General features: G+C 37.8%; 21 protein-coding genes, 9 tRNA genes and 1 rRNA gene. 29 read left to right on the forward strand and 2 right to left on the reverse strand.

Annotated features, from left to right (window positions below; translation table 11 throughout):
• The first annotated feature begins 42 nt into the window (after positions 1-42).
• The 3 genes from ACFPM4_RS12295 to ACFPM4_RS12305 all read left to right on the forward strand — a co-directional run bounded on the left by ACFPM4_RS12295 (position 43) and on the right by ACFPM4_RS12305 (position 3,582).
• Positions 43-1,434 carry a degradosome RNA helicase CshA gene (locus ACFPM4_RS12295; protein ID WP_382352103.1) on the forward strand — a complete coding sequence of 464 codons (1,392 nt, stop codon included), beginning with the start codon at positions 43-45 and terminating at the stop codon, positions 1,432-1,434.
• A gap of 200 nt (positions 1,435-1,634) precedes the next feature.
• Complete coding sequence (locus ACFPM4_RS12300) at positions 1,635-2,120, forward strand: PH domain-containing protein (RefSeq protein WP_382351992.1); 486 nt, start codon at positions 1,635-1,637, stop codon at positions 2,118-2,120.
• Positions 2,113-3,582 (forward strand): PH domain-containing protein, encoded by a 1,470-nt coding sequence (locus ACFPM4_RS12305; protein WP_144925515.1) that lies wholly within the window; start codon positions 2,113-2,115, stop codon positions 3,580-3,582. The genes ACFPM4_RS12300 and ACFPM4_RS12305 overlap by 8 nt, the downstream gene beginning before the upstream one ends.
• 19 nt (positions 3,583-3,601) lie before the next feature.
• Here the strand turns inward: ACFPM4_RS12305 and ACFPM4_RS12310 are convergent, their stop codons facing one another.
• Positions 3,602-4,111, reverse strand: coding sequence for a rhomboid family intramembrane serine protease (locus ACFPM4_RS12310; RefSeq protein WP_382351995.1), 510 nt, complete (start codon positions 4,109-4,111; stop codon positions 3,602-3,604).
• A gap of 205 nt (positions 4,112-4,316) precedes the next feature.
• Between ACFPM4_RS12310 and acpS the strand changes: the two genes are divergently transcribed.
• From acpS to ACFPM4_RS12385, 15 genes are all read left to right on the forward strand, one after another.
• Complete coding sequence (acpS, locus tag ACFPM4_RS12315; protein ID WP_144925521.1) at positions 4,317-4,670, forward strand: holo-ACP synthase; 354 nt, start codon at positions 4,317-4,319, stop codon at positions 4,668-4,670.
• Between the two features lie 224 nt (positions 4,671-4,894).
• Entirely contained in the window at positions 4,895-5,914 is a 1,020-nt protein-coding gene (locus ACFPM4_RS12320; protein ID WP_382351998.1) for a LolA family protein, read from the forward strand.
• 657 nt (positions 5,915-6,571) lie between these two features.
• Positions 6,572-7,711: an alanine racemase gene (gene alr, locus ACFPM4_RS12325; RefSeq protein ID WP_382352001.1), complete on the forward strand. Its 1,140-nt coding sequence runs from the start codon at positions 6,572-6,574 to the stop codon at positions 7,709-7,711.
• A gap of 214 nt (positions 7,712-7,925) precedes the next feature.
• Positions 7,926-8,207, forward strand: coding sequence for a CopG family ribbon-helix-helix protein (locus tag ACFPM4_RS12330; RefSeq protein WP_144925530.1), 282 nt, complete (start codon positions 7,926-7,928; stop codon positions 8,205-8,207).
• A 5-nt stretch (positions 8,208-8,212) separates the two neighbouring features.
• Positions 8,213-8,563 carry a type II toxin-antitoxin system endoribonuclease NdoA gene (gene ndoA, locus ACFPM4_RS12335; RefSeq protein WP_144925533.1) on the forward strand — a complete coding sequence of 117 codons (351 nt, stop codon included), beginning with the start codon at positions 8,213-8,215 and terminating at the stop codon, positions 8,561-8,563.
• A 271-nt stretch (positions 8,564-8,834) separates the two neighbouring features.
• Complete coding sequence (locus ACFPM4_RS12340) at positions 8,835-9,662, forward strand: STAS domain-containing protein (RefSeq protein ID WP_382352005.1); 828 nt, start codon at positions 8,835-8,837, stop codon at positions 9,660-9,662.
• Between the two features lie 2 nt (positions 9,663-9,664).
• Positions 9,665-10,021, forward strand: a complete 357-nt coding sequence (locus tag ACFPM4_RS12345) for an STAS domain-containing protein (protein WP_144925539.1) — start codon at positions 9,665-9,667, stop codon at positions 10,019-10,021.
• A gap of 3 nt (positions 10,022-10,024) precedes the next feature.
• Positions 10,025-10,426 (forward strand): anti-sigma regulatory factor, encoded by a 402-nt coding sequence (locus ACFPM4_RS12350; RefSeq protein ID WP_382352009.1) that lies wholly within the window; start codon positions 10,025-10,027, stop codon positions 10,424-10,426.
• Positions 10,427-10,438: 12 nt separating this feature from the next.
• Complete coding sequence (locus ACFPM4_RS12355; protein WP_382352013.1) at positions 10,439-11,446, forward strand: PP2C family protein-serine/threonine phosphatase; 1,008 nt, start codon at positions 10,439-10,441, stop codon at positions 11,444-11,446.
• A 69-nt stretch (positions 11,447-11,515) separates the two neighbouring features.
• Positions 11,516-11,845 (forward strand): anti-sigma factor antagonist, encoded by a 330-nt coding sequence (locus ACFPM4_RS12360; protein WP_382352016.1) that lies wholly within the window; start codon positions 11,516-11,518, stop codon positions 11,843-11,845.
• Positions 11,846-12,319, forward strand: coding sequence for an anti-sigma B factor RsbW (gene rsbW, locus ACFPM4_RS12365; RefSeq protein WP_382352019.1), 474 nt, complete (start codon positions 11,846-11,848; stop codon positions 12,317-12,319). It abuts the gene before it with no gap.
• On the forward strand, positions 12,297-13,091 hold the full coding sequence (sigB, locus tag ACFPM4_RS12370) for an RNA polymerase sigma factor SigB (protein WP_382352022.1): 795 nt from the start codon (positions 12,297-12,299) through the stop codon (positions 13,089-13,091). The genes rsbW and sigB overlap by 23 nt, the downstream gene beginning before the upstream one ends.
• On the forward strand, positions 13,088-13,447 hold the full coding sequence (locus ACFPM4_RS12375) for a PP2C family serine/threonine-protein phosphatase (protein WP_382352025.1): 360 nt from the start codon (positions 13,088-13,090) through the stop codon (positions 13,445-13,447). Before sigB ends, ACFPM4_RS12375 begins: the two co-directional genes overlap by 4 nt.
• Before the next feature lie 8 nt (positions 13,448-13,455).
• The gene (locus ACFPM4_RS12380) at positions 13,456-13,686 is read left to right on the forward strand and encodes a hypothetical protein (protein ID WP_382352028.1); all 231 of its coding nucleotides are present in this window, start codon (positions 13,456-13,458) and stop codon (positions 13,684-13,686) included.
• A 30-nt stretch (positions 13,687-13,716) separates the two neighbouring features.
• Complete coding sequence (locus tag ACFPM4_RS12385) at positions 13,717-15,936, forward strand: Tex family protein (protein ID WP_382352031.1); 2,220 nt, start codon at positions 13,717-13,719, stop codon at positions 15,934-15,936.
• 42 nt (positions 15,937-15,978) lie between these two features.
• Here the strand turns inward: ACFPM4_RS12385 and cmpA are convergent, their stop codons facing one another.
• On the reverse strand, positions 15,979-16,089 hold the full coding sequence (gene cmpA / locus ACFPM4_RS12390) for a cortex morphogenetic protein CmpA (protein ID WP_144925562.1): 111 nt from the start codon (positions 16,087-16,089) through the stop codon (positions 15,979-15,981).
• A gap of 124 nt (positions 16,090-16,213) precedes the next feature.
• Here cmpA and ACFPM4_RS12395 point away from each other — a divergent pair, with 124 nt between their 5' ends.
• The 11 genes from ACFPM4_RS12395 to ACFPM4_RS12445 form a co-directional block, all read left to right on the forward strand.
• Entirely contained in the window at positions 16,214-16,696 is a 483-nt protein-coding gene (locus ACFPM4_RS12395) for a SprT family protein (RefSeq protein WP_382352033.1), read from the forward strand.
• Positions 16,697-16,807: 111 nt separating this feature from the next.
• Positions 16,808-16,879, forward strand: a tRNA-Asn gene (locus ACFPM4_RS12400).
• Between the two features lie 117 nt (positions 16,880-16,996).
• Positions 16,997-17,087: transfer RNA gene (locus ACFPM4_RS12405), tRNA-Ser, on the forward strand.
• Between the two features lie 21 nt (positions 17,088-17,108).
• A tRNA-Glu gene (locus tag ACFPM4_RS12410) sits at positions 17,109-17,180 on the forward strand.
• Between the two features lie 87 nt (positions 17,181-17,267).
• Positions 17,268-17,340 (forward strand) — tRNA-Asp (locus tag ACFPM4_RS12415).
• 9 nt (positions 17,341-17,349) lie between these two features.
• A tRNA-Gln gene (locus ACFPM4_RS12420) sits at positions 17,350-17,421 on the forward strand.
• Between the two features lie 4 nt (positions 17,422-17,425).
• Positions 17,426-17,501: transfer RNA gene (locus ACFPM4_RS12425), tRNA-Lys, on the forward strand.
• A gap of 88 nt (positions 17,502-17,589) precedes the next feature.
• A tRNA-Leu gene (locus ACFPM4_RS12430) sits at positions 17,590-17,675 on the forward strand.
• Positions 17,676-17,682: 7 nt separating this feature from the next.
• A tRNA-Arg gene (locus tag ACFPM4_RS12435) sits at positions 17,683-17,759 on the forward strand.
• 22 nt (positions 17,760-17,781) lie between these two features.
• Positions 17,782-17,855 (forward strand) — tRNA-Gly (locus tag ACFPM4_RS12440).
• 91 nt (positions 17,856-17,946) lie between these two features.
• Positions 17,947-18,021 (forward strand): 16S ribosomal RNA (locus ACFPM4_RS12445); the annotation flags it as partial.

The following is an 18,021-nucleotide window of genomic DNA, read 5'->3' on the forward strand; positions in this document are numbered from 1 at the left end:
GATTTAGACTTGAGTCCTGCTCTGTTAAAAGCAGTTAACAGAATGGGCTTTGAGGAAGCAACACCAATACAGGCAAAAACGATACCATTAAGTAAGCAAGGAAAAGATTTGATCGGGCAAGCACAAACAGGTACAGGTAAGACTGCTGCTTTCGGTATTCCATTAATAGAAAAAATTGATGTGAAATCACCACATGTTCAAGGGATTATTATTGCGCCAACAAGGGAATTAGCCATCCAAGTTTCAGAAGAATTATATAAAATTGGTATGGATGCTCGCGCGAAGGTACTTGCTGTTTATGGCGGGTCTGATATTCAACGACAAATTCGTTCATTGAAAAAAGGTCCACATATTATTGTTGGTACACCGGGTAGAATTTTGGACCATATTAAGAGAAGAACGTTAAAGTTAAATAATGTTCATACATTGATTTTGGATGAAGCAGATGAAATGCTCAACATGGGATTCATTGATGATATTGAAGCAATTCTTGAAACTGTTCCTGACGAAAGACAAACATTACTATTCTCGGCTACAATGCCAGCACCAATTAGAAGAATTGCTGAACGTTTCATGAAAAACCCTGAAACAGTTCGAATTGAAGCGAAAGAAATGACGGTTCCTTTAATTGAGCAATTTTTCATTAAAGTACCAGAGCGTGAGAAATTCGATGTTCTTTCTCGTTTAATTGATACACAGTCCCCTGAATTAGCAATCGTATTTGGTCGTACAAAGCGTCGTGTAGATGAGTTATCAAATGCATTGACACTTAGAGGCTATACAGCTGAAGGAATTCATGGTGATTTAAGCCAAGCGAAGCGCTTATCTGTTTTAAAGAAATTTAAATCAGGTAAAGTAGATGTACTAGTTGCAACAGACGTTGCTGCACGAGGATTAGATATTTCTGGTGTTACACATGTATACAACTATGATATTCCACAAGATCCTGAAAGCTATGTGCATAGAATCGGTAGAACTGGTCGTGCAGGTAAAGAAGGAATGGCAATTACGTTTGTAAGTCCACGTGAAATGGGATACCTACGTATCGTTGAACAAACAACGAAGAAACGTATGCAACCAATGCGACCACCTACATGGGATGAAGCGCTAGAAGGCCAACAAAGAATTACAATGGAAAAGTTGGATGAAGCAATTAAAGAAGGCAATTTAGATGAATATAAAACTGTTGCGAATGAGCTTTTGATGGAGCATGATGATGCAGTATCCATCATTGCTGCAGCACTTAAAGTGCTGACAAAAGAGCCAGATAAGACTCCAGTTCATATTACAGAAGAGCGCCCACTACCAGCTAAGAAAGACCAATATCACGGAGGCGGTAATAATCGCAATAGACGTGGGAAATCTGGTCAACAACCGTATAAGGGAAATCGAAATAAAAGTAAACCACAACGTCGCAGTGGAAGAAGACCGTAAAAGGAAACATCACATACGGTAAATGGGAAATTTGATTCCCCCTACAAGAGCTCGCCAAAAAGCGTAAGCGATCATAGAACGAGAAAAACTGTTCATCAAAGCAATCGGTCCATTTCCGGTTGCTTTTTTAATGGAATTATTTCATGAATCCTTTTAATTTCATTAACGTATATAATAGGTACATGAAGGGGGAGGCGCGTATGGAAATCGGACAGCCCAAACATCAAATATCTATTGATGGTTTAAAGGTATGGAGAATTACAGCAACGATAACTAGTGTAATTTTATGGCTAGTATTAATTGGAGTAGGGATAGCTACGTACATATTTGAATGGCCGATTGTATTGTATGTATGGTTAGCAGCAGGAATATTAGTGCTCTCAACCATATCAAGTATTTTTATAATACCTTCTATCCGTTGGCATCGTTTTCGATATGAAGTAAGGGAACAAGAGATTGAAATTCAGCATGGGGTATTTGTTATAACTCGGACGTTAGTGCCCATGATCAGGGTTCAACATGTAGATACTGTTCAAGGTCCTTTATTACGTAAATATAATTTGGCGACGATTGAAATTTCTACAGCTGCATCCAAACACGAGATTCCTGCTATTGATGTGGAAGAAGCGGAGCAATTACGTCATACTATTTCCAAGTTAGCAAGGGTGGCGGAAGATGATGTCTGAACCGAAGCGTCTGCATCCAATTACCATTATTTTTAATGCCGCAAAGAATGTGAAAGAAGTGATTATTCCGCTACTCCTTTATTTCGCAGTGTTTGCATTTAAAGATGGAATTAACACTAAATTGCTTATGTGGGCACCGGCAGTAATTGTGCTCGCCGGACTTGTATTGATGGGAGTACCCGCTTTTATTTCGTGGTTACGCTATACATATAGAGTCGAAGATATGGAACTTCGTATTGAATATGGATTGTTTGTGAAGAAAAAACGTTATATTCCGTTCGATCGCATTCAAAGTCTTGATTTTTCAGAGCATATACTCCATAGACCATTTGGACTTGTGAAAGTGAAAGTCGAGACAGCAGGTGGAAATGACGATAGTGCAGAGGCAGAAATGAGTGCTGTGAAGAAAGAAGAAGCAGAAGCACTAAAGCGGTTGATTGCTGAGGCGAAAAATAGCAAGAATCCAAATGTTATCTCAGAAGAAGAGGTAGAGGTTGAAAAGGAATCGATTTTATATAAAATTAGTCAGAAACAGCTTCTTTTTATTGCGTCTACGTCCGGTAGTGCCGGTGTTGTCCTCTCTGCTATTTTTGCATTTGCATCCCAATTTAATGATATTATCCCTTTTGAAAAGTTTTTTGATGAACTGCAGCACATTGTGAAAGCGGGATATGTATTATTAGGAATTTTGATTATCATTGGGCTTATTCTTGCATGGATCATATCTGTCGTGATGGCTTATTTAAAGTATAATGATTTTACTTTAAAAGTAGTGGAGAATGATTTAGTTATTACTCGTGGGTTATTGGAAAAAAGAACAACGACCATCCCAATTCGGCGTATTCAAGCTATCCGAATACAGGAAAGTCCATTTAGACAGCCGTTTGGTTATGCAAGTGTATCAGTTGAATATGCGGGATCTGCAATTGATGAAAAAGCAGAAGGTCTCATCATCCCAGTAGTAAAGAAAAACATCATAGGTACTATTCTTGGGGAGACATTAACTGATTACTCCTTCCATCCAGAAATTATCCCTGCGCCACGGTCAGCAAAGAGTAGATATCTCTTTATGAAGTTCTGTATTTTTGCGATTGTCACGTTGATATTATCGATTTGGTTGTGGCCATACGGTCTATTATCCGCTCTACTTATCATAGGTGCATCTGTATTAGGGTTATATCAGTTCAAGTCAGCTGGTTATAGCATTACAGGCAGCCAACTGACATTGCGTTACCGTGGAATTGATCAACAAACAGTATTAATGAAGAAAAATCGTATTCAATCTGTGGATATGTCCGTGAATTGGTTTCAAAAACGTGCAGGTTTAGCATCAGTTGAAACATCGGTCATGAGTGGTGGCAATTCAAGTGCGAAAGTAAAGCATATCCGATTGGAAGATGCGAAAGAAATTTATGAATGGTATCGACCAAACATAGTAAAAGCAGACCATGGAAATATTTAATTCCGCTGGTCTGCTTTTTTTAATGGAAATGAATGCTCTTAAATTGTAAAATGATCCTTCCGATAATAAATCCACTAGCAAGGCCGAAAAGGTGACCGATAATATTAACATTTGGACTGAAAAACGTCATAATGACACTAATAGCTACTATTGGTAAAATAACTTGTTTACCATAAAACGGCATTGCATGTTTATTAAATAGAAGCACTGCAAGGTAAATACCGAACAATCCGAAAATCGCTCCACTTGCACCGATATGAGTATAATATGGTGGTTTGATCATCAATGTTGCAATATTTGCTCCAATTCCGCTTCCGATATATGCGATAATGAATAGTCCTTTCCCTAGTGCCCGTTCTAATGCAGGCCCAAATAAGATGAGGGAAAAAGAGTTAAATAATACATGGGCAAATGCTACATGTATGAAAATGGGTGTTATTAGACGCCAATATTCTCCGTTTAAAATATAAATATTTGTACCTGCTAATGTGCTAAATAGCTCTTGGTTAGGAAACAAAGATGTGTTCATGATGATAAATATAACGATATGAATGGCGATAATGATTGATATGATAGGATAGTAATGGAGAAATTGACGAAAGCTTTCTGTTCTTAGAAACAGTACATATCGCTCCTTTCACATGTGATTATCATAAGCATAATTCATAGTAGTTGGATGGACAACTGTTTTATACGTATGTGTAGAAATAATATTTTAGAATACAGGTGATAGAATGATTATTGGCATAGGCTTAGATATAGTAGAAATCGAAAGAATTGATAAACTTCGTCTTGCTCAGAAACGCTTTCCAGCACGAATTTTAACGGATGCAGAACTGGACCATTATGAAAGTTTAAATGAGAAGCGGAAAGCAGAATTTCTAGCAGGACGTTTTGCAGCCAAAGAGGCATATTCAAAAGCAAGAGGTGTAGGGATCGGACGTGTCCTTTCCTTTCAGGATATAGAGGTTTCTGCCGATGCTAATGGAAAGCCATTGATTGTAAAACCTGACTTTCATCGTTCGCATTTAAGTATAACCCATTCCGATAAATATGCGGCTGCGCAAGTAATAATTGAATCGGAATAAAAAATACGAAATAACTTTTTTACTTGTCCTCATTTGTTAGACATATTGTCCACACTTGTCTCATATATTTTTAGTGCGTGGGAGAGAGAGGATTTGGCTCTGGGTATGATTGTCTCGTTGTGCGGAGCGGATCGCGAAAGAACAATGTTTCTAATTAATATCCCTGAAGTCTGCAATCTCTCTTCTTTTCATCGATCAAATGAGATAATAAAGGGGCTGAAGGAATGAGGAAGGAGTTATGGCTAGTTATAGCTTTAATTGCTGTAATTGCTATACTATCTGCATGCGGAACGAAGTCACAGGAAGATGTAACAAAGGACCTACAAGAAAAAGCAGAAGAATTAAAAGGGTACAAGGCTACAGCCAAAATGACACTGGCAGTTGGAAATGAACCACATTCATACGACATTGACATCTGGCATAACAAACCAGGAGATTATCGTGTACATTTGAAAAATGAAAAGAAGAACCAAAGTCAAATGATCTTACGCAATAAAACTGGTGTGTATGTGTTGACGCCTGCCCTGAATAAGAGTTACAAATTCCAAAGTGATTGGCCAAAAAATAGTAGTCAAGCCTATTTATATGAGTCGCTTGTTGCCGATATTTTAGCAGATAGTGAAGCGAAGTTTAAAGCTACGAAAGAACATTATGTGTTTGAAACAAAAACTCGCTACCAAAATAAAAATATGTTACCAAACCAAGAAATTACGTTTAAGAAAGGTACCTTGGAACCAGTTAGTGTAAAGGTAATGGATGCGAATCAAAACCCAGTTGTTACAGTAGAATTCTCTAAAATGGAATTCAATCCGAAATTCGATAAGAACTCTTTTGATACGAATAATAGTATGACTAGTGCACAGTTGGATGTAGAAGTTATTGGCGATAATGGGGATTCCGAATTCTCCGTTCAATATTCGATGGCTGACATTCCAGGAATTACACTAGTAGAAGAAAAAGTAGTGAACACTGAAAATGGTAAGCGTGCATTGCTTTCATATGCTGGTGAAGATAAATCATTTACAATCATTCAAGAGAAAGTCGATGTTATCCCTGCAACTTCCATGGAAACAGTAAATGTGAATGGGGAAATGGTAGACCTTGGATTTACGATTGGTGCCATGACAGATAAGACAATTTCTTGGAGTGACAATGGAGTAGAATTCCTACTAGTTTCGAATGATTTAACACCAGAAGAGATGATTATGGTTGCTAAATCCGTTCAGGGTGGAGTAGTAAAATAATTTATATAAAAGGGCTGTCCAATAACATTGGGCAGCTTATATTTTTGTCAGTTAACTTGTTTTACCAACTTTAATTTTATATCCTCTTTGAATGTTGAATGTTGATTTCCGCTCTAGGCGGACGCTTTCCGCGGGGCGAGCGGTGAGCCGCTTCAGTCGCTTACGCTCCTTGCAGGGTCTCACCTGCACGCTAACCCCGCAGGAGTCGCCGCCTGCCGCTTCAATCAACATTGTGCTCAAAATAAAGTTTTATTTACTAACAAAGTGATTATTCAACCCAAAAAATATAGATGGGGATAGAGTGTTTGTAAAAGTACACATAATAAACTCCTGTTATTAGAACAGTCAGTTTCAACGGGAAGTACAAGATCGTCAAGCTCCGTGAGGGAACCACTTTACGACGAGAATTATCAATCCAACGGAAAGCGAAGTCGCCTGGCAGGCTAATGACGCCACGTCCTGTGGCACCGCCTGCACTAGCACATCCTGTGCGTCGGAACGTAAATCAACAACTACGTATTATTGCTCACAAAATTTTAACTTAACTACAAATTCTTTATAACTTATATTCCTTTTGCTTACTTTTAGTTGACATCTTAATTTTGCAGTTCGATAATTACTAGTAGGAACTTAAGCAGAATATGGGAAGTGACACAGTTGAAGAGGCAACAGGAATTTTATCGAGATACATGGGCGGAGATTGATTTAGATGCCCTTTATTATAATATGAAAGAAATTCGAAACTTTCTTCCAAGTGAAACAAGGATTTTTGCTACTGTAAAAGCGAATGGATACGGGCATGGAGATATTCAAACAGCCAAAACCGTTCTTAAAGCTGGAGCACATGGATTAACTGTGGCATTTTTGGATGAAGCTCTCGCACTGAGAGAAGAAGGAGTTAATGCTCCAATTCTCATATTAGGTGCAACTCGTCCTCAAGATGTCCCTATTGCTGCGGATCATCAAATATCACTTACTGTGTATGACGGTGAATGGCTGAAGGAGGCAGAGAAACATCTTTCTCCAGGCAAAAAAGTGGCCCTTCATATAAAATGTGATACTGGTATGGGGAGAATTGGTGTTAGAGATGAGGAAGAACTAAAACAAATAGAGGATTATATTAACAACTCGAACTGTTTTAGTTTTGAAGGTATTTTCACTCATTTTGCAACAGCTGACGAACTTGATACGGAATATTATGAACGCCAACTTAGTCGCTTTAAAAAATTACTACAAGTGTTGAAAACAACACCAACATATGTGCATGCTGCCAATAGTGCTGCAGCTTTATATCATTCGGATGCTACTTTTAATGCAACTAGAATTGGAATTGCGATGTATGGATTAACGCCTTCTGCTGAAATAGAGCCTTATTTACCATTTAAAAGAAGAGAAGTTTTTTCATTACACTCGAAAATCATTCATGTAAAAAAAATGCATCCTGGAGAAAAAGTAGGGTATGGTGCGGATTATACTACCGAAAATGAAGAATGGATTGCAACAATCCCAATTGGATATGCGGATGGCTGGATACGTAAGTTAAGAGGTTTTCATGTGCTTGCGGGTGGTGAAAGAGTACCAATCGTCGGAAAAATCTGTATGGATCAGTCGATGATTAAACTACCATATTATATGCCTATAGGAACTCAAGTCACGTTAATTGGTGAACAAAATGGCCAATTTATTTCAGTAGATGAGGTTGCTAATAAATTAGATACCATAAACTATGAAGTGACATGTACGATAACAAACCGCGTGCCTCGTGTCTTTAAAAGTAAATCTATGAGGGATTTCTAGCGTAATTCGAAAAAATCACCTTTTTTTATAAAAAATCTGACATGATTAGCAGGAGAAATGCAGAAAAAGAAGAAATATATGTATTAGTAAGCAATGTATAGATGATAATAGATAAAGAATTTAAAAATTGACTTTGCAGTAGACGCAATTGATGTTATGATAAGATGAGATTTATATCGCATTGTTTTGCAGTGATTGTTGGAGGTGTAGGTCGGTGTCTGAATCCAGCGCAACAACAGAAATTAAAATACGCTTACCAGAGCAGCTAATCGCGGAACTGGATGGTTTTGCCGAAGAAGAAAATTTAAATCGCAATGAATTTATATTCCTTGCTACTAAAATGTATCTTCAAGAAAAAAAGAAGCGTCATATAATTGAATCGATGAGGCGCGGCTACATGGAAATGGCAAAAATTAATTTGGCGATTGCTTCAGAAGCGGTGCAGGCAGAATATGAGGCAGAGAATACAGTCGAACGGCTTGTAAGTGGGGGCTAAGCATTTTGGGCGTAAAGCGTGGTGACGTGTACTTCGCCGATTTATCCCCGGTGGTCGGTTCGGAACAAGGTGGAGTCCGACCTGTGTTAGTAATCCAAAACGATATTGGGAATCGATTCAGTCCCACTGTAATCGTTGCTGCCATAACAGCTCAGATCCAAAAAGCAAAATTGCCAACCCATGTGGAAATTGATGCTAAAAAGTACGGCTTTGAAAGAGACTCGGTTCTTTTACTCGAACAAATAAGAACAATCGATAAACAACGATTGACTGATAAGATTACCCACCTTGATGAGGAAATGATGGAAAAAGTCGATGAATCATTACAAATAAGTTTAGGATTAATTGATTTTTAATGAAAACGCTCTGCGATTGCAGGAGCGTTTTTTATTATAAGTAAAACTGCTAATCTCCATTTATAAATAGCAGTAAAAACAAAAACTTCCAACTTCCTCATTTTTCAAATTCATCGGCCTTTTGTCCTGATTTTTACAAAATATGAGTTAATATGACCCCTGTGATTGTAATTTAGCTCTGAATATTGCTAAAATTAATCTATCCAAATATTTGTTTAATTTCTTACATATTATAAAAGGTTAATTATTTGTTAGAAATGGAGATGGGCACGTGAATAAAGAGATCGTAAAATACATAAAAGCGCACGAAGATGAAATGTTATCTGTTTGGATGGAGGAAATGAAGAAAAATAGTGATGAACGTTCCATCAATATTCTCTCTAATCAAGTATTTTATAACACTAGTAAAGAATTTATAGATTTAGTCGTATCCAACATATTGGATACAGATGAAAAGTTTAATGAGAAGATAAACTCCTTTGCGGAAAACATTGTTGCTTTAGGATGGCCGCTAACGTTTATTACGATAGGTCTGCGTAAGTTGAAAGAAATTATTTATGGGAAGATGACTTCTGAAAGAGAGTACACAGTAGAACAAATAAATAAACTAATGGTGGACCTTGATTTATGGATGAACCCAATCAATGATCAAATGATAGAAACGTACTCTGCTACATGGGAAAGAACCGTATCTTTACAAAAGATCGCATTACAAGAATTATCTGCACCACTTATCCCAGTATTTGAAAAAATATCTATCATGCCACTAATTGGAACAATCGATACGGATAGAGCAAGACTCATTATGGAAAATCTCCTAAATGGTGTGGTAAAGCACCGTTCAGAAGTAGTTCTTATTGATATTACCGGTGTACCTGTTGTAGATACAATGGTAGCTCATCATATTATTCAAGCAGGAGAAGCCGTCAGACTTGTCGGTGCAAAATGCATGATTGTCGGTATTCGCCCTGAAATAGCACAAACAATCGTAAACTTAGGAATTGATTTAAATCAAATAACTACTACTAGTACATTGCGAAAAGGAATTGAACAGGCACTAGAAATTACGAATAGAAGAATTGTGAAGCTGGAGGGGTAACTTTGCGAATACCAATTTTGAAGTTGCGTGATAATCTACTGATTTCGATCCAATGGGAATTAGACGATCAAACAGCATTACAATTTCAAGAGGATTTGCTACAGAAAATCCATCAAACGAATGCAAGTGGTGTTGTGATAGATATTACATCTATTGATTTCATCGATTCCTTCATTGCAAAAGTTCTTGGAGATGTAATTGAAATGTCTAAACTGATGGGGGCAAAAGTTGTCATAACTGGCATCCAACCAGCTGTTGCCATTACGCTATTAGAATTAGGCATTCGCCTAGAAGATGTTATGACAGCACTTGATTTAGAAAATGGTCTAGACAAACTAGAACAGGAACTGGAGGATTAGCCTATGGAACTGCAGTCCTCGGTAAAAATAAAAAATGAATGGGACATTGTAGCAGTTCGCCAGTTAGGCAGAAATGTGGCTAAAGAGCTTGGATTTGGGACTGTTGACCAGGCTAGAATCACAACTGCAATCAGCGAATTGGCCCGGAATATATTTCTTTATGCTGGTCAAGGTGAGGTTAGTATTGAGAAAACCTTCCATAACGGACGAAGTGGGTTGAAAATAATTGCACAGGATAACGGTCCTGGCATCGCCGACATTCGTAGGGTAATGGAAGATGGCTATACGACATCTGGAGGATTGGGAGCAGGATTGCCAGGTGTAAAACGCCTCATGGATGAATTTGATATTCAATCCAAACTGGAGGAAGGTACCATCATAATGGCAATTAAGTGGCTCCGATAGGAGGATTTGAAAGTGGATTTTAGAGATTCGCTTGAGCTTAAATACAAGGATATGCTTACTCATTATTTGATGGATCCAAATGAGCGGATTTTATATCAGGGGCAAAAGTTAAGTCGAAAGTTAATTGAATTTAATATCGCACCTGAGGAAGTTGTTAGTCTTCATAAGTCCATCATATCTGATTCAGATTGGTCCAAAAAAGAGTTAATTGATTCATTTGATATTTTATTGGAAGTTATGATTGGATATGGATTTGCATATCGAGAACACCAAAGTCTCCGTGTACAACAATTAGCATTGAAAAATGAAATTGAAGTCGCGGCAAACATGCAACAAACACTATTAGGAACATCAATCCCACATATTGAAGGCTTGGATATTGGCGCAATTAGTATTCCAGCAAATCAGATGAATGGTGACTACCATCATTTTGTAAAGGATGAGAATGAGTGCTTAGGGGTAGCTATAGCCGATGTAATTGGTAAAGGCATTCCAGCAGCATTATCGATGTCGATGATCAAGTATGCATTGGATAGCTTCCCTGAAAATCGTAATAAACCTGGTGCAATACTACAAAACTTAAATAGAGTAGTAGAGCAAAATGTAGATACTAGTATGTTTATCACAATGTGTTATGGAATCTATAACCCAACTAATCACATATTTAGCTATGCTTCTGCTGGCCATGAGCCAGGTTTCTTATACTCTCACAAACATAATGCGTTTTCCGATTTAGATGGAAAAGGATTATTGCTAGGAATAGAAAAGAAGACGAAATACAAAGAATATGAAAAACGAATTTTTCCGGGAGATATGATTATCCTTCTCTCAGACGGTGTTACGGAGTGTAAGCAAGGCGATAGATTTATTGAACGGGAAGATTTAGTTCAGTTCATTGAAAAATATAAACACCTTCCTTCACAGGATATTGTTACGAATATCTATAAGGATCTTGAGAGATTGCAAGGTTTCAAGCTGCGTGATGATTTTACCTTAATTATTTTAAAAAGAATTAGCTGAAAATGTTTAGTTTTTAGAATAATGGGGTAAATATTAACGCAGATGAAATGAGTTAAGGGGTTGAATTTCTTGAATATAACAATAAACATTACGGAAAAAAATAACGGGTTGCATGTTGATTTACACGGTGAGATTGATGCATATACGGCTCCAGAGTTACGTGACAAGCTTTTTCAATACACGAACTCACCAGGGCTACAGATGGTTGTTGATTTAACTGGAATTACTTATATGGACAGTACGGGATTAGGTGTATTTGTTGGTTTATTTAAGGCTCTAAAGGCTAATGAAGGTAAATTAAATATTATAGGCTTGTCAGAAAGGTTAAAAAGACTATTTGATATTACTGGATTAGCGGATGTAATGGACATCAATACCGAGGTAGAGGGTGGAGTATAAATGAAAAAAGCATGTGACTACATCGAAATGAAGATTCCCGCGATGCCGGAGTATATTGGTGTTATTCGCTTAACACTATCAGGAATCGCAAGCAGGATGGGGTTTACATACGATTTAATAGATGATTTGAAGATTGCTGTTAGTGAAGCAATTACGAACGCAGTTCAACATGCATACGATGAAGAGGAAGATGGACAAATCTTAATTGGATTTAGTTTATATGAAGATAGATTAGAAGTAATGGTTGCTGATTCGGGTGCAAGCTTCAATTTGGAGGAGACGCTAAAGGAAGTTGGGCCATATCAAGATAAGTCCGATATAGAACTGATGCGAGAAGGGGGCTTAGGTCTCTACTTGATTGAAAGTTTAATGGATGAAGTGAAAATTCATCAAAGTAAAGGAGTAACGGTATTTATGACCAAATTCCTTGAAGGAGAGCAGGTGGAGAGGGATGCAGAAAAAATCTCAACCTGATAGTTCGCAATCCAAAGTCAATGATTGGATAAAAGCTTATCAACTTCATGAGGATGCGGAAGCCCAAGAAAATTTAGTATTACATTACAAAAATTTAGTAGAGTCTATTGCTAGGAAGTATTCAAAAGGTAGATCCTATCATGATGATATTTTTCAAGTAGGAATTATCGGATTGTTAGGTGCAATTCGCCGCTATGACGAATCCTACGGTAAGAAATTTGAAGCTTTTGCAATCCCTACAATTATTGGGGAGATTAAGAGATTTCTAAGGGACAAGACTTGGAGTGTACATGTTCCTCGTAGGATTAAAGAGTTAGGACCAAAAATTAAAACAACGGTAGAGGAATTAACAACAGAATTACAGCGCTCTCCTAAGATTGAGGAAATTGCGAACAGACTTGATCTTACAGAAGAGGTTATTTTAGAAGCGATGGAAATGGGGAAAAGCTACCAAGCGTTATCAGTCGATCATTCCATTGAAGCAGACCCTGATGGAAGTTCTGTTACATTGCTTGATATTGTTGGGAATATTGATGATGGATATGAGAAAGTAAATCAGCGGATCTCACTTCAGAAGGTTCTCCATGTCTTATCAGAAAAGGAGAAATTGATTATCCAATATACGTATTTGGAAAACAAGAGTCAGAAAGAAGTTGGAGATATGTTAGGGATTTCTCAAATGCATGTTTCGCGTTTGCAAAGAAAAGCAATCAAGAAACTACGTGATGCAATTCATGACGAATCGGTTAATACGGAGCGTTCTATTTTATGATTTATTTACAAAATGATAGTATTCAAGCGCATGCTTTTCAAACCGCAAAGAATGATAATATTTTTTGCGGTGATAGTTTTTATGTGTCGGTGGAAGAGGATTATTTTATCGGTGTACTTGCGGACGGTCTTGGTAGTGGAGAACTAGCATATGAATCGTCTCAAGCAGTAGTTTCTATCGTGAAGTCAAACCCAGAAGCAGATGTAGATACATTAATGCATTATGCGAACGAGGTGCTTATACGGAAACGTGGAGCGGCAGTAGCGATATTAAAGGTCGATTTTAAAAAAAGACGTATGAATATAGTTGTGTTGGAAATATACGCTTCTATGTGTATACTCCATCTGGGAAGTTAATTTATCCGATGCCTGTTACAGGTTATCTCTCGGGTAGACCAATGCAATTCCGAACACATAAGTATAAATACGAATCAAATTCGAAATTCCTAATCCATACAGATGGATTTAAAAATATAAATACGAAGGCATTTTTGACAAGTAATCAGTCCATACCTGCACTTGTTGCTCGCTTAAAAGTATTACAGCAAAATAGTAAAAAGGATGATATGTCCTTTATTGTCGGAACCTTCCTTTAACTGGGAGGGTTTTTTTATTAAAGCGCATATATGATAAAATGGAGAAAATTGAAAGTGAAATGGGGTTTGTACGTGATTGAAGTGGAAGATAAACAAGAATTGCTTATCCAAAAGATTTCTAAAGAACTGACATTATCAAAAAAACAAATTCAAAGTGTTATTCAATTATATGAAGAAGGAAATACCGTTCCATTTATAGCTCGCTATCGGAAAGAAATGACAGGTGCTTTGGATGAGGTTCAAATTAAAGGGATTTTAGATAACTGGACATATTTGCAAAATCTAGAGCAGCGTAAAGAGGATGTTGTCCGCCTAATAGCAGAGCAAGGAAAGCTAACGGATGAATTAGAGAAAGCGATTATGAAGGCGGATAAGCTGCAAACCGTCGAAGATTTATACCGACCTTATAAGCAAAAGCGTCGTACTCGTGCAACGATGGCGAAAGAAAAGGGCCTCGAGCCGTTGGCGAATTGGATTCTTCAATTTCCTGTACATGGTACCGTGGAAGAAGAAGCTGCTAAGTACGTAAATGAGGAAAAAGGTGTAAATACAGTTGAAGAAGCGATAAAAGGTGCACAGGATATTATTGCAGAACACGTTTCGGATGATGCATCTATTCGGGAATGGATTCGTAATGAAACTTTCCAATTCGGAAAAATCATTTCAGAAGTGAAAAACGAAGAGAAAGATGAAAAACGTGTCTTTGAAAATTACTATGAATATGAGGAACCTGTGAAAAAAATCGTTCCACATCGTATCCTTGCACTCAACCGTGGTGAAAAAGAAGATATCCTTCGCGTTTCTATTAGTGCGAATACCGATAAAATCCTCACACACTTACATAAAAAGTTTGTGAAAAATACAAATTCTATCGTAACTCAAGTAGTGACGGAGGCGATGGAGGATGGATATAAGCGGTTAATAGAACCTGCGATTGAACGTGAAATCCGCAATGAATTGACGGAAAAAGCAGAGGATCAATCTATCCATATTTTTTCGGAGAATTTAAGAAACCTATTATTACAGCCACCGTTAAAAGGGAAAATAGTATTGGGAGTGGACCCGGCATATCGTACAGGTTGTAAATTAGCTGTTGTGGACGAAACAGGGAAATTACATCAAATCGATGTGATTTATCCACATCCCCCAAAAGCAAAACCAGCAGAAGCGAAAGAAAAGGTTATTTCAATTATTGAAAAATATGGTGTTGAACTCATAGCAATTGGAAATGGGACAGCCTCTCAAGAGACAGAACAATTTATTGTAGATATTTTGAAGCAACTTTCATCTGAGATAGCTTATTTAATTGTGAATGAAGCAGGAGCGAGTGTATATTCAGCATCCGAGTTGGCAAGAGAGGAGTTTCCTGACCTCCAAGTAGAAGAAAGAAGTGCAGTTTCCATCGCAAGAAGATTACAGGATCCACTAGCAGAATTAGTAAAAATTGATCCGAAATCTGTTGGTGTAGGGCAATATCAACATGATGTTTCTCAAAAGAAGTTACATGAATCGTTAACATTTGTTGTAGAAACTGCTGTAAACCAAGTTGGTGTCAATGTAAATACTGCTTCACCATCACTTTTACAATATGTTTCTGGTCTAAGTAAAACAGTTGCTAATAACATCGTTAAATATCGTGAAGAACACGGAAGATTTGAGAATCGCAAACAATTAAAAGGGATTCCGCGACTTGGCGCCAAAACATATGAACAAGCAATCGGGTTCATGAGAATTTTAGATGGGGAAGAACCATTAGACTTAACACCGATACATCCAGAAAGCTACGGAGAAGTAAAGAAGCTATTGAAGAAACTCGGTTTTTCCACTACCGATATTGGATCTGAAGAGTTAGTTGACCGCTTAAAATCGGTAGATGTGAATGTTATGGCAGATGAATTAGGAATCGGTATCTTAACATTACAGGATATTATCGATGCTTTAATGAAACCAGGACGCGATTTACGAGATGAGCTACCAAAACCATTGTTGAAAAAAGACCTATTGAAGTTAGAGGATCTACAACCTGGAATGGAAATGCAGGGTACAGTTCGGAATGTTGTTGATTTTGGAGCCTTTGTGGATGTTGGAGTAAAAGAAGATGGGCTCGTCCATATTTCAAAATTAAGTAACCGTTTCGTCAAACATCCACTTGATGTAGTATCACTTGGAGATATTGTAACGGTATGGGTAGAAAGTGTAGATGTCCAAAAAGGAAGGTTAGCACTTACAATGGTAAAAACATCTAAGTAACGGTACGACTGGCAAAAAACTTGCCAGTCGTTCTAATCAAAATTAGTTAAGAGTCCTTCTATAAAAATACCAGCATTGATTTAATAATTTTATTTGGTATCTATTTTTCTCTAAGAACGCCTTCTTCATTTGTTTTTGGAACCAAACGGGCATCGGAAATACCTCCCAATAAGTATCCGTTATGATGATTTTAGAAATGAAATGGATAATTTTGCTTATTATTATGTTATGGATGAATAGGTTGTCACGTTCGTGTATTTCTTTAGGGGGAAATAAAATGACAAATGAGGAGTTACAGCTATTAACAGAAAGAATCTCACTTGAGTTTTTTCATAAGCCGTTTTTGCATAAAGCAACATTTAATCAGAGATTAAGAACAACTGGTGGGCGATATTTGCTTGCTTCACATAATATCGAGATAAACCGAAAGTATTACGATGAACATGGGTTAAATGAGATAGAAGGAATTATTAAACATGAACTCTGCCATTATCACCTCCATTTGGAAGGTAAAGGCTATCAACATCGTGATGCCGATTTTCGTGCATTGATGAAAAAAGTTGGTGCTCCTAGACACTGTACCCCGTTAATATCTAAAGCAAACCAGCGTAAGAGCGGTAAAATATATATTTATCAATGTACAAGTTGCTATCATGAGTACATGCGTAAAAGAAAAGTAGATACAAAACGCTTTGTTTGCGGGAAATGCAGTGGGAATTTGAAGCCTGTATCTATTACAACCATTACTAAAAAGAAATAGAATTCTAATGTATTAAGGTGAAAATAAGGTATTCATAAATTTTTTTGAAAAAAGTTTTTGTCGACTATTGACAGTTAGTGCATACGTCTATATAATCGTAAGAGTCATTAATCCGCAGTAGCTCAGTGGTAGAGCTATCGGCTGTTAACCGATCGGTCGTAGGTTCGAATCCTACCTGCGGAGTTTTAGAAAAATGGAAAAGCCTATAAAACTCTGACAGTCCGAAGTTAATCGAAAGGAATAACTTGATTTGTTACATCGTTGAGATTAACTTAAAGGAAGTTAGACATTTTTCTGAATGGGGAAGTACTCAAGAGGCTGAAGAGGCGCCCCTGCTAAGGGTGTAGGTCGCGTAAGCGGCGCGAGGGTTCAAATCCCTCCTTCTCCGCCATATATATATATTTTTTAAAAAGGCCCCTTGGTCAAGCGGTTAAGACACCGCCCTTTCACGGCGGTAACACGGGTTCGAATCCCGTAGGGGTCATCATAGAAAGTTCGTGCACAATATAAGCAGCGATGTGATTATTCACAAAGCTGCTTATATTATCGGCTTTCGTATTACATCATTTCAGGTCCCGTGGTGTAGCGGTTAACATGCCTGCCTGTCACGCAGGAGATCGCGGGTTCGATTCCCGTCGGGACCGTCATGTTATTGGGCTATAGCCAAGTGGTAAGGCAACGGACTTTGACTCCGTCATTCGTTGGTTCGAATCCAGCTAGCCCAGTCATGAGCCATTAGCTCAGTCGGTAGAGCATCTGACTTTTAATCAGAGGGTCGAAGGTTCGAATCCTTCATGGCTCACCATTAAAAATAACTAATAAAAAAAGTGTTGACATTGTCTTCCGAAACTGATAATATATATCTTGTTCTTCAAAAGAGAAATTAAAGATAAGCGGTCGTGGCGGAATGGCAGACGCGCTAGGTTGAGGGCCTAGTCGGGGTTTCCCGGTGGAGGTTCAAGTCCTCTCGACCGCACCAAAAAAGAGCGCCCGTAGCTCAATTGGATAGAGCGTTTGACTACGGATCAAAAGGTTAGGGGTTCGACTCCTCTCGGGCGCGCCATTTTAAATTTCATAATTATAATGCGGGTGTAGTTTAGTGGTAAAACCTCAGCCTTCCAAGCTGATGATGAGGGTTCGATTCCCTTCACCCGCTCCAAAAAACCTAAAGTTTGATCTTTGAAAACTGAACGAAACGAAGCGTTAAACAATAATTAAGCAAGACCAGCAATTTTGAGCTACAAACTACTTTTAATGAGAGTTTGATCCTGGCTCAGGACGAACGCTGGCGGCGTGCCTAATACATGCAAGTCGAGCGGACTTTT

It is taken from the genome of Lederbergia graminis (assembly GCF_042655485.1).
In the GTDB taxonomy this organism is placed as follows: domain Bacteria; phylum Bacillota; class Bacilli; order Bacillales; family Bacillaceae_C; genus Lederbergia; species Lederbergia graminis.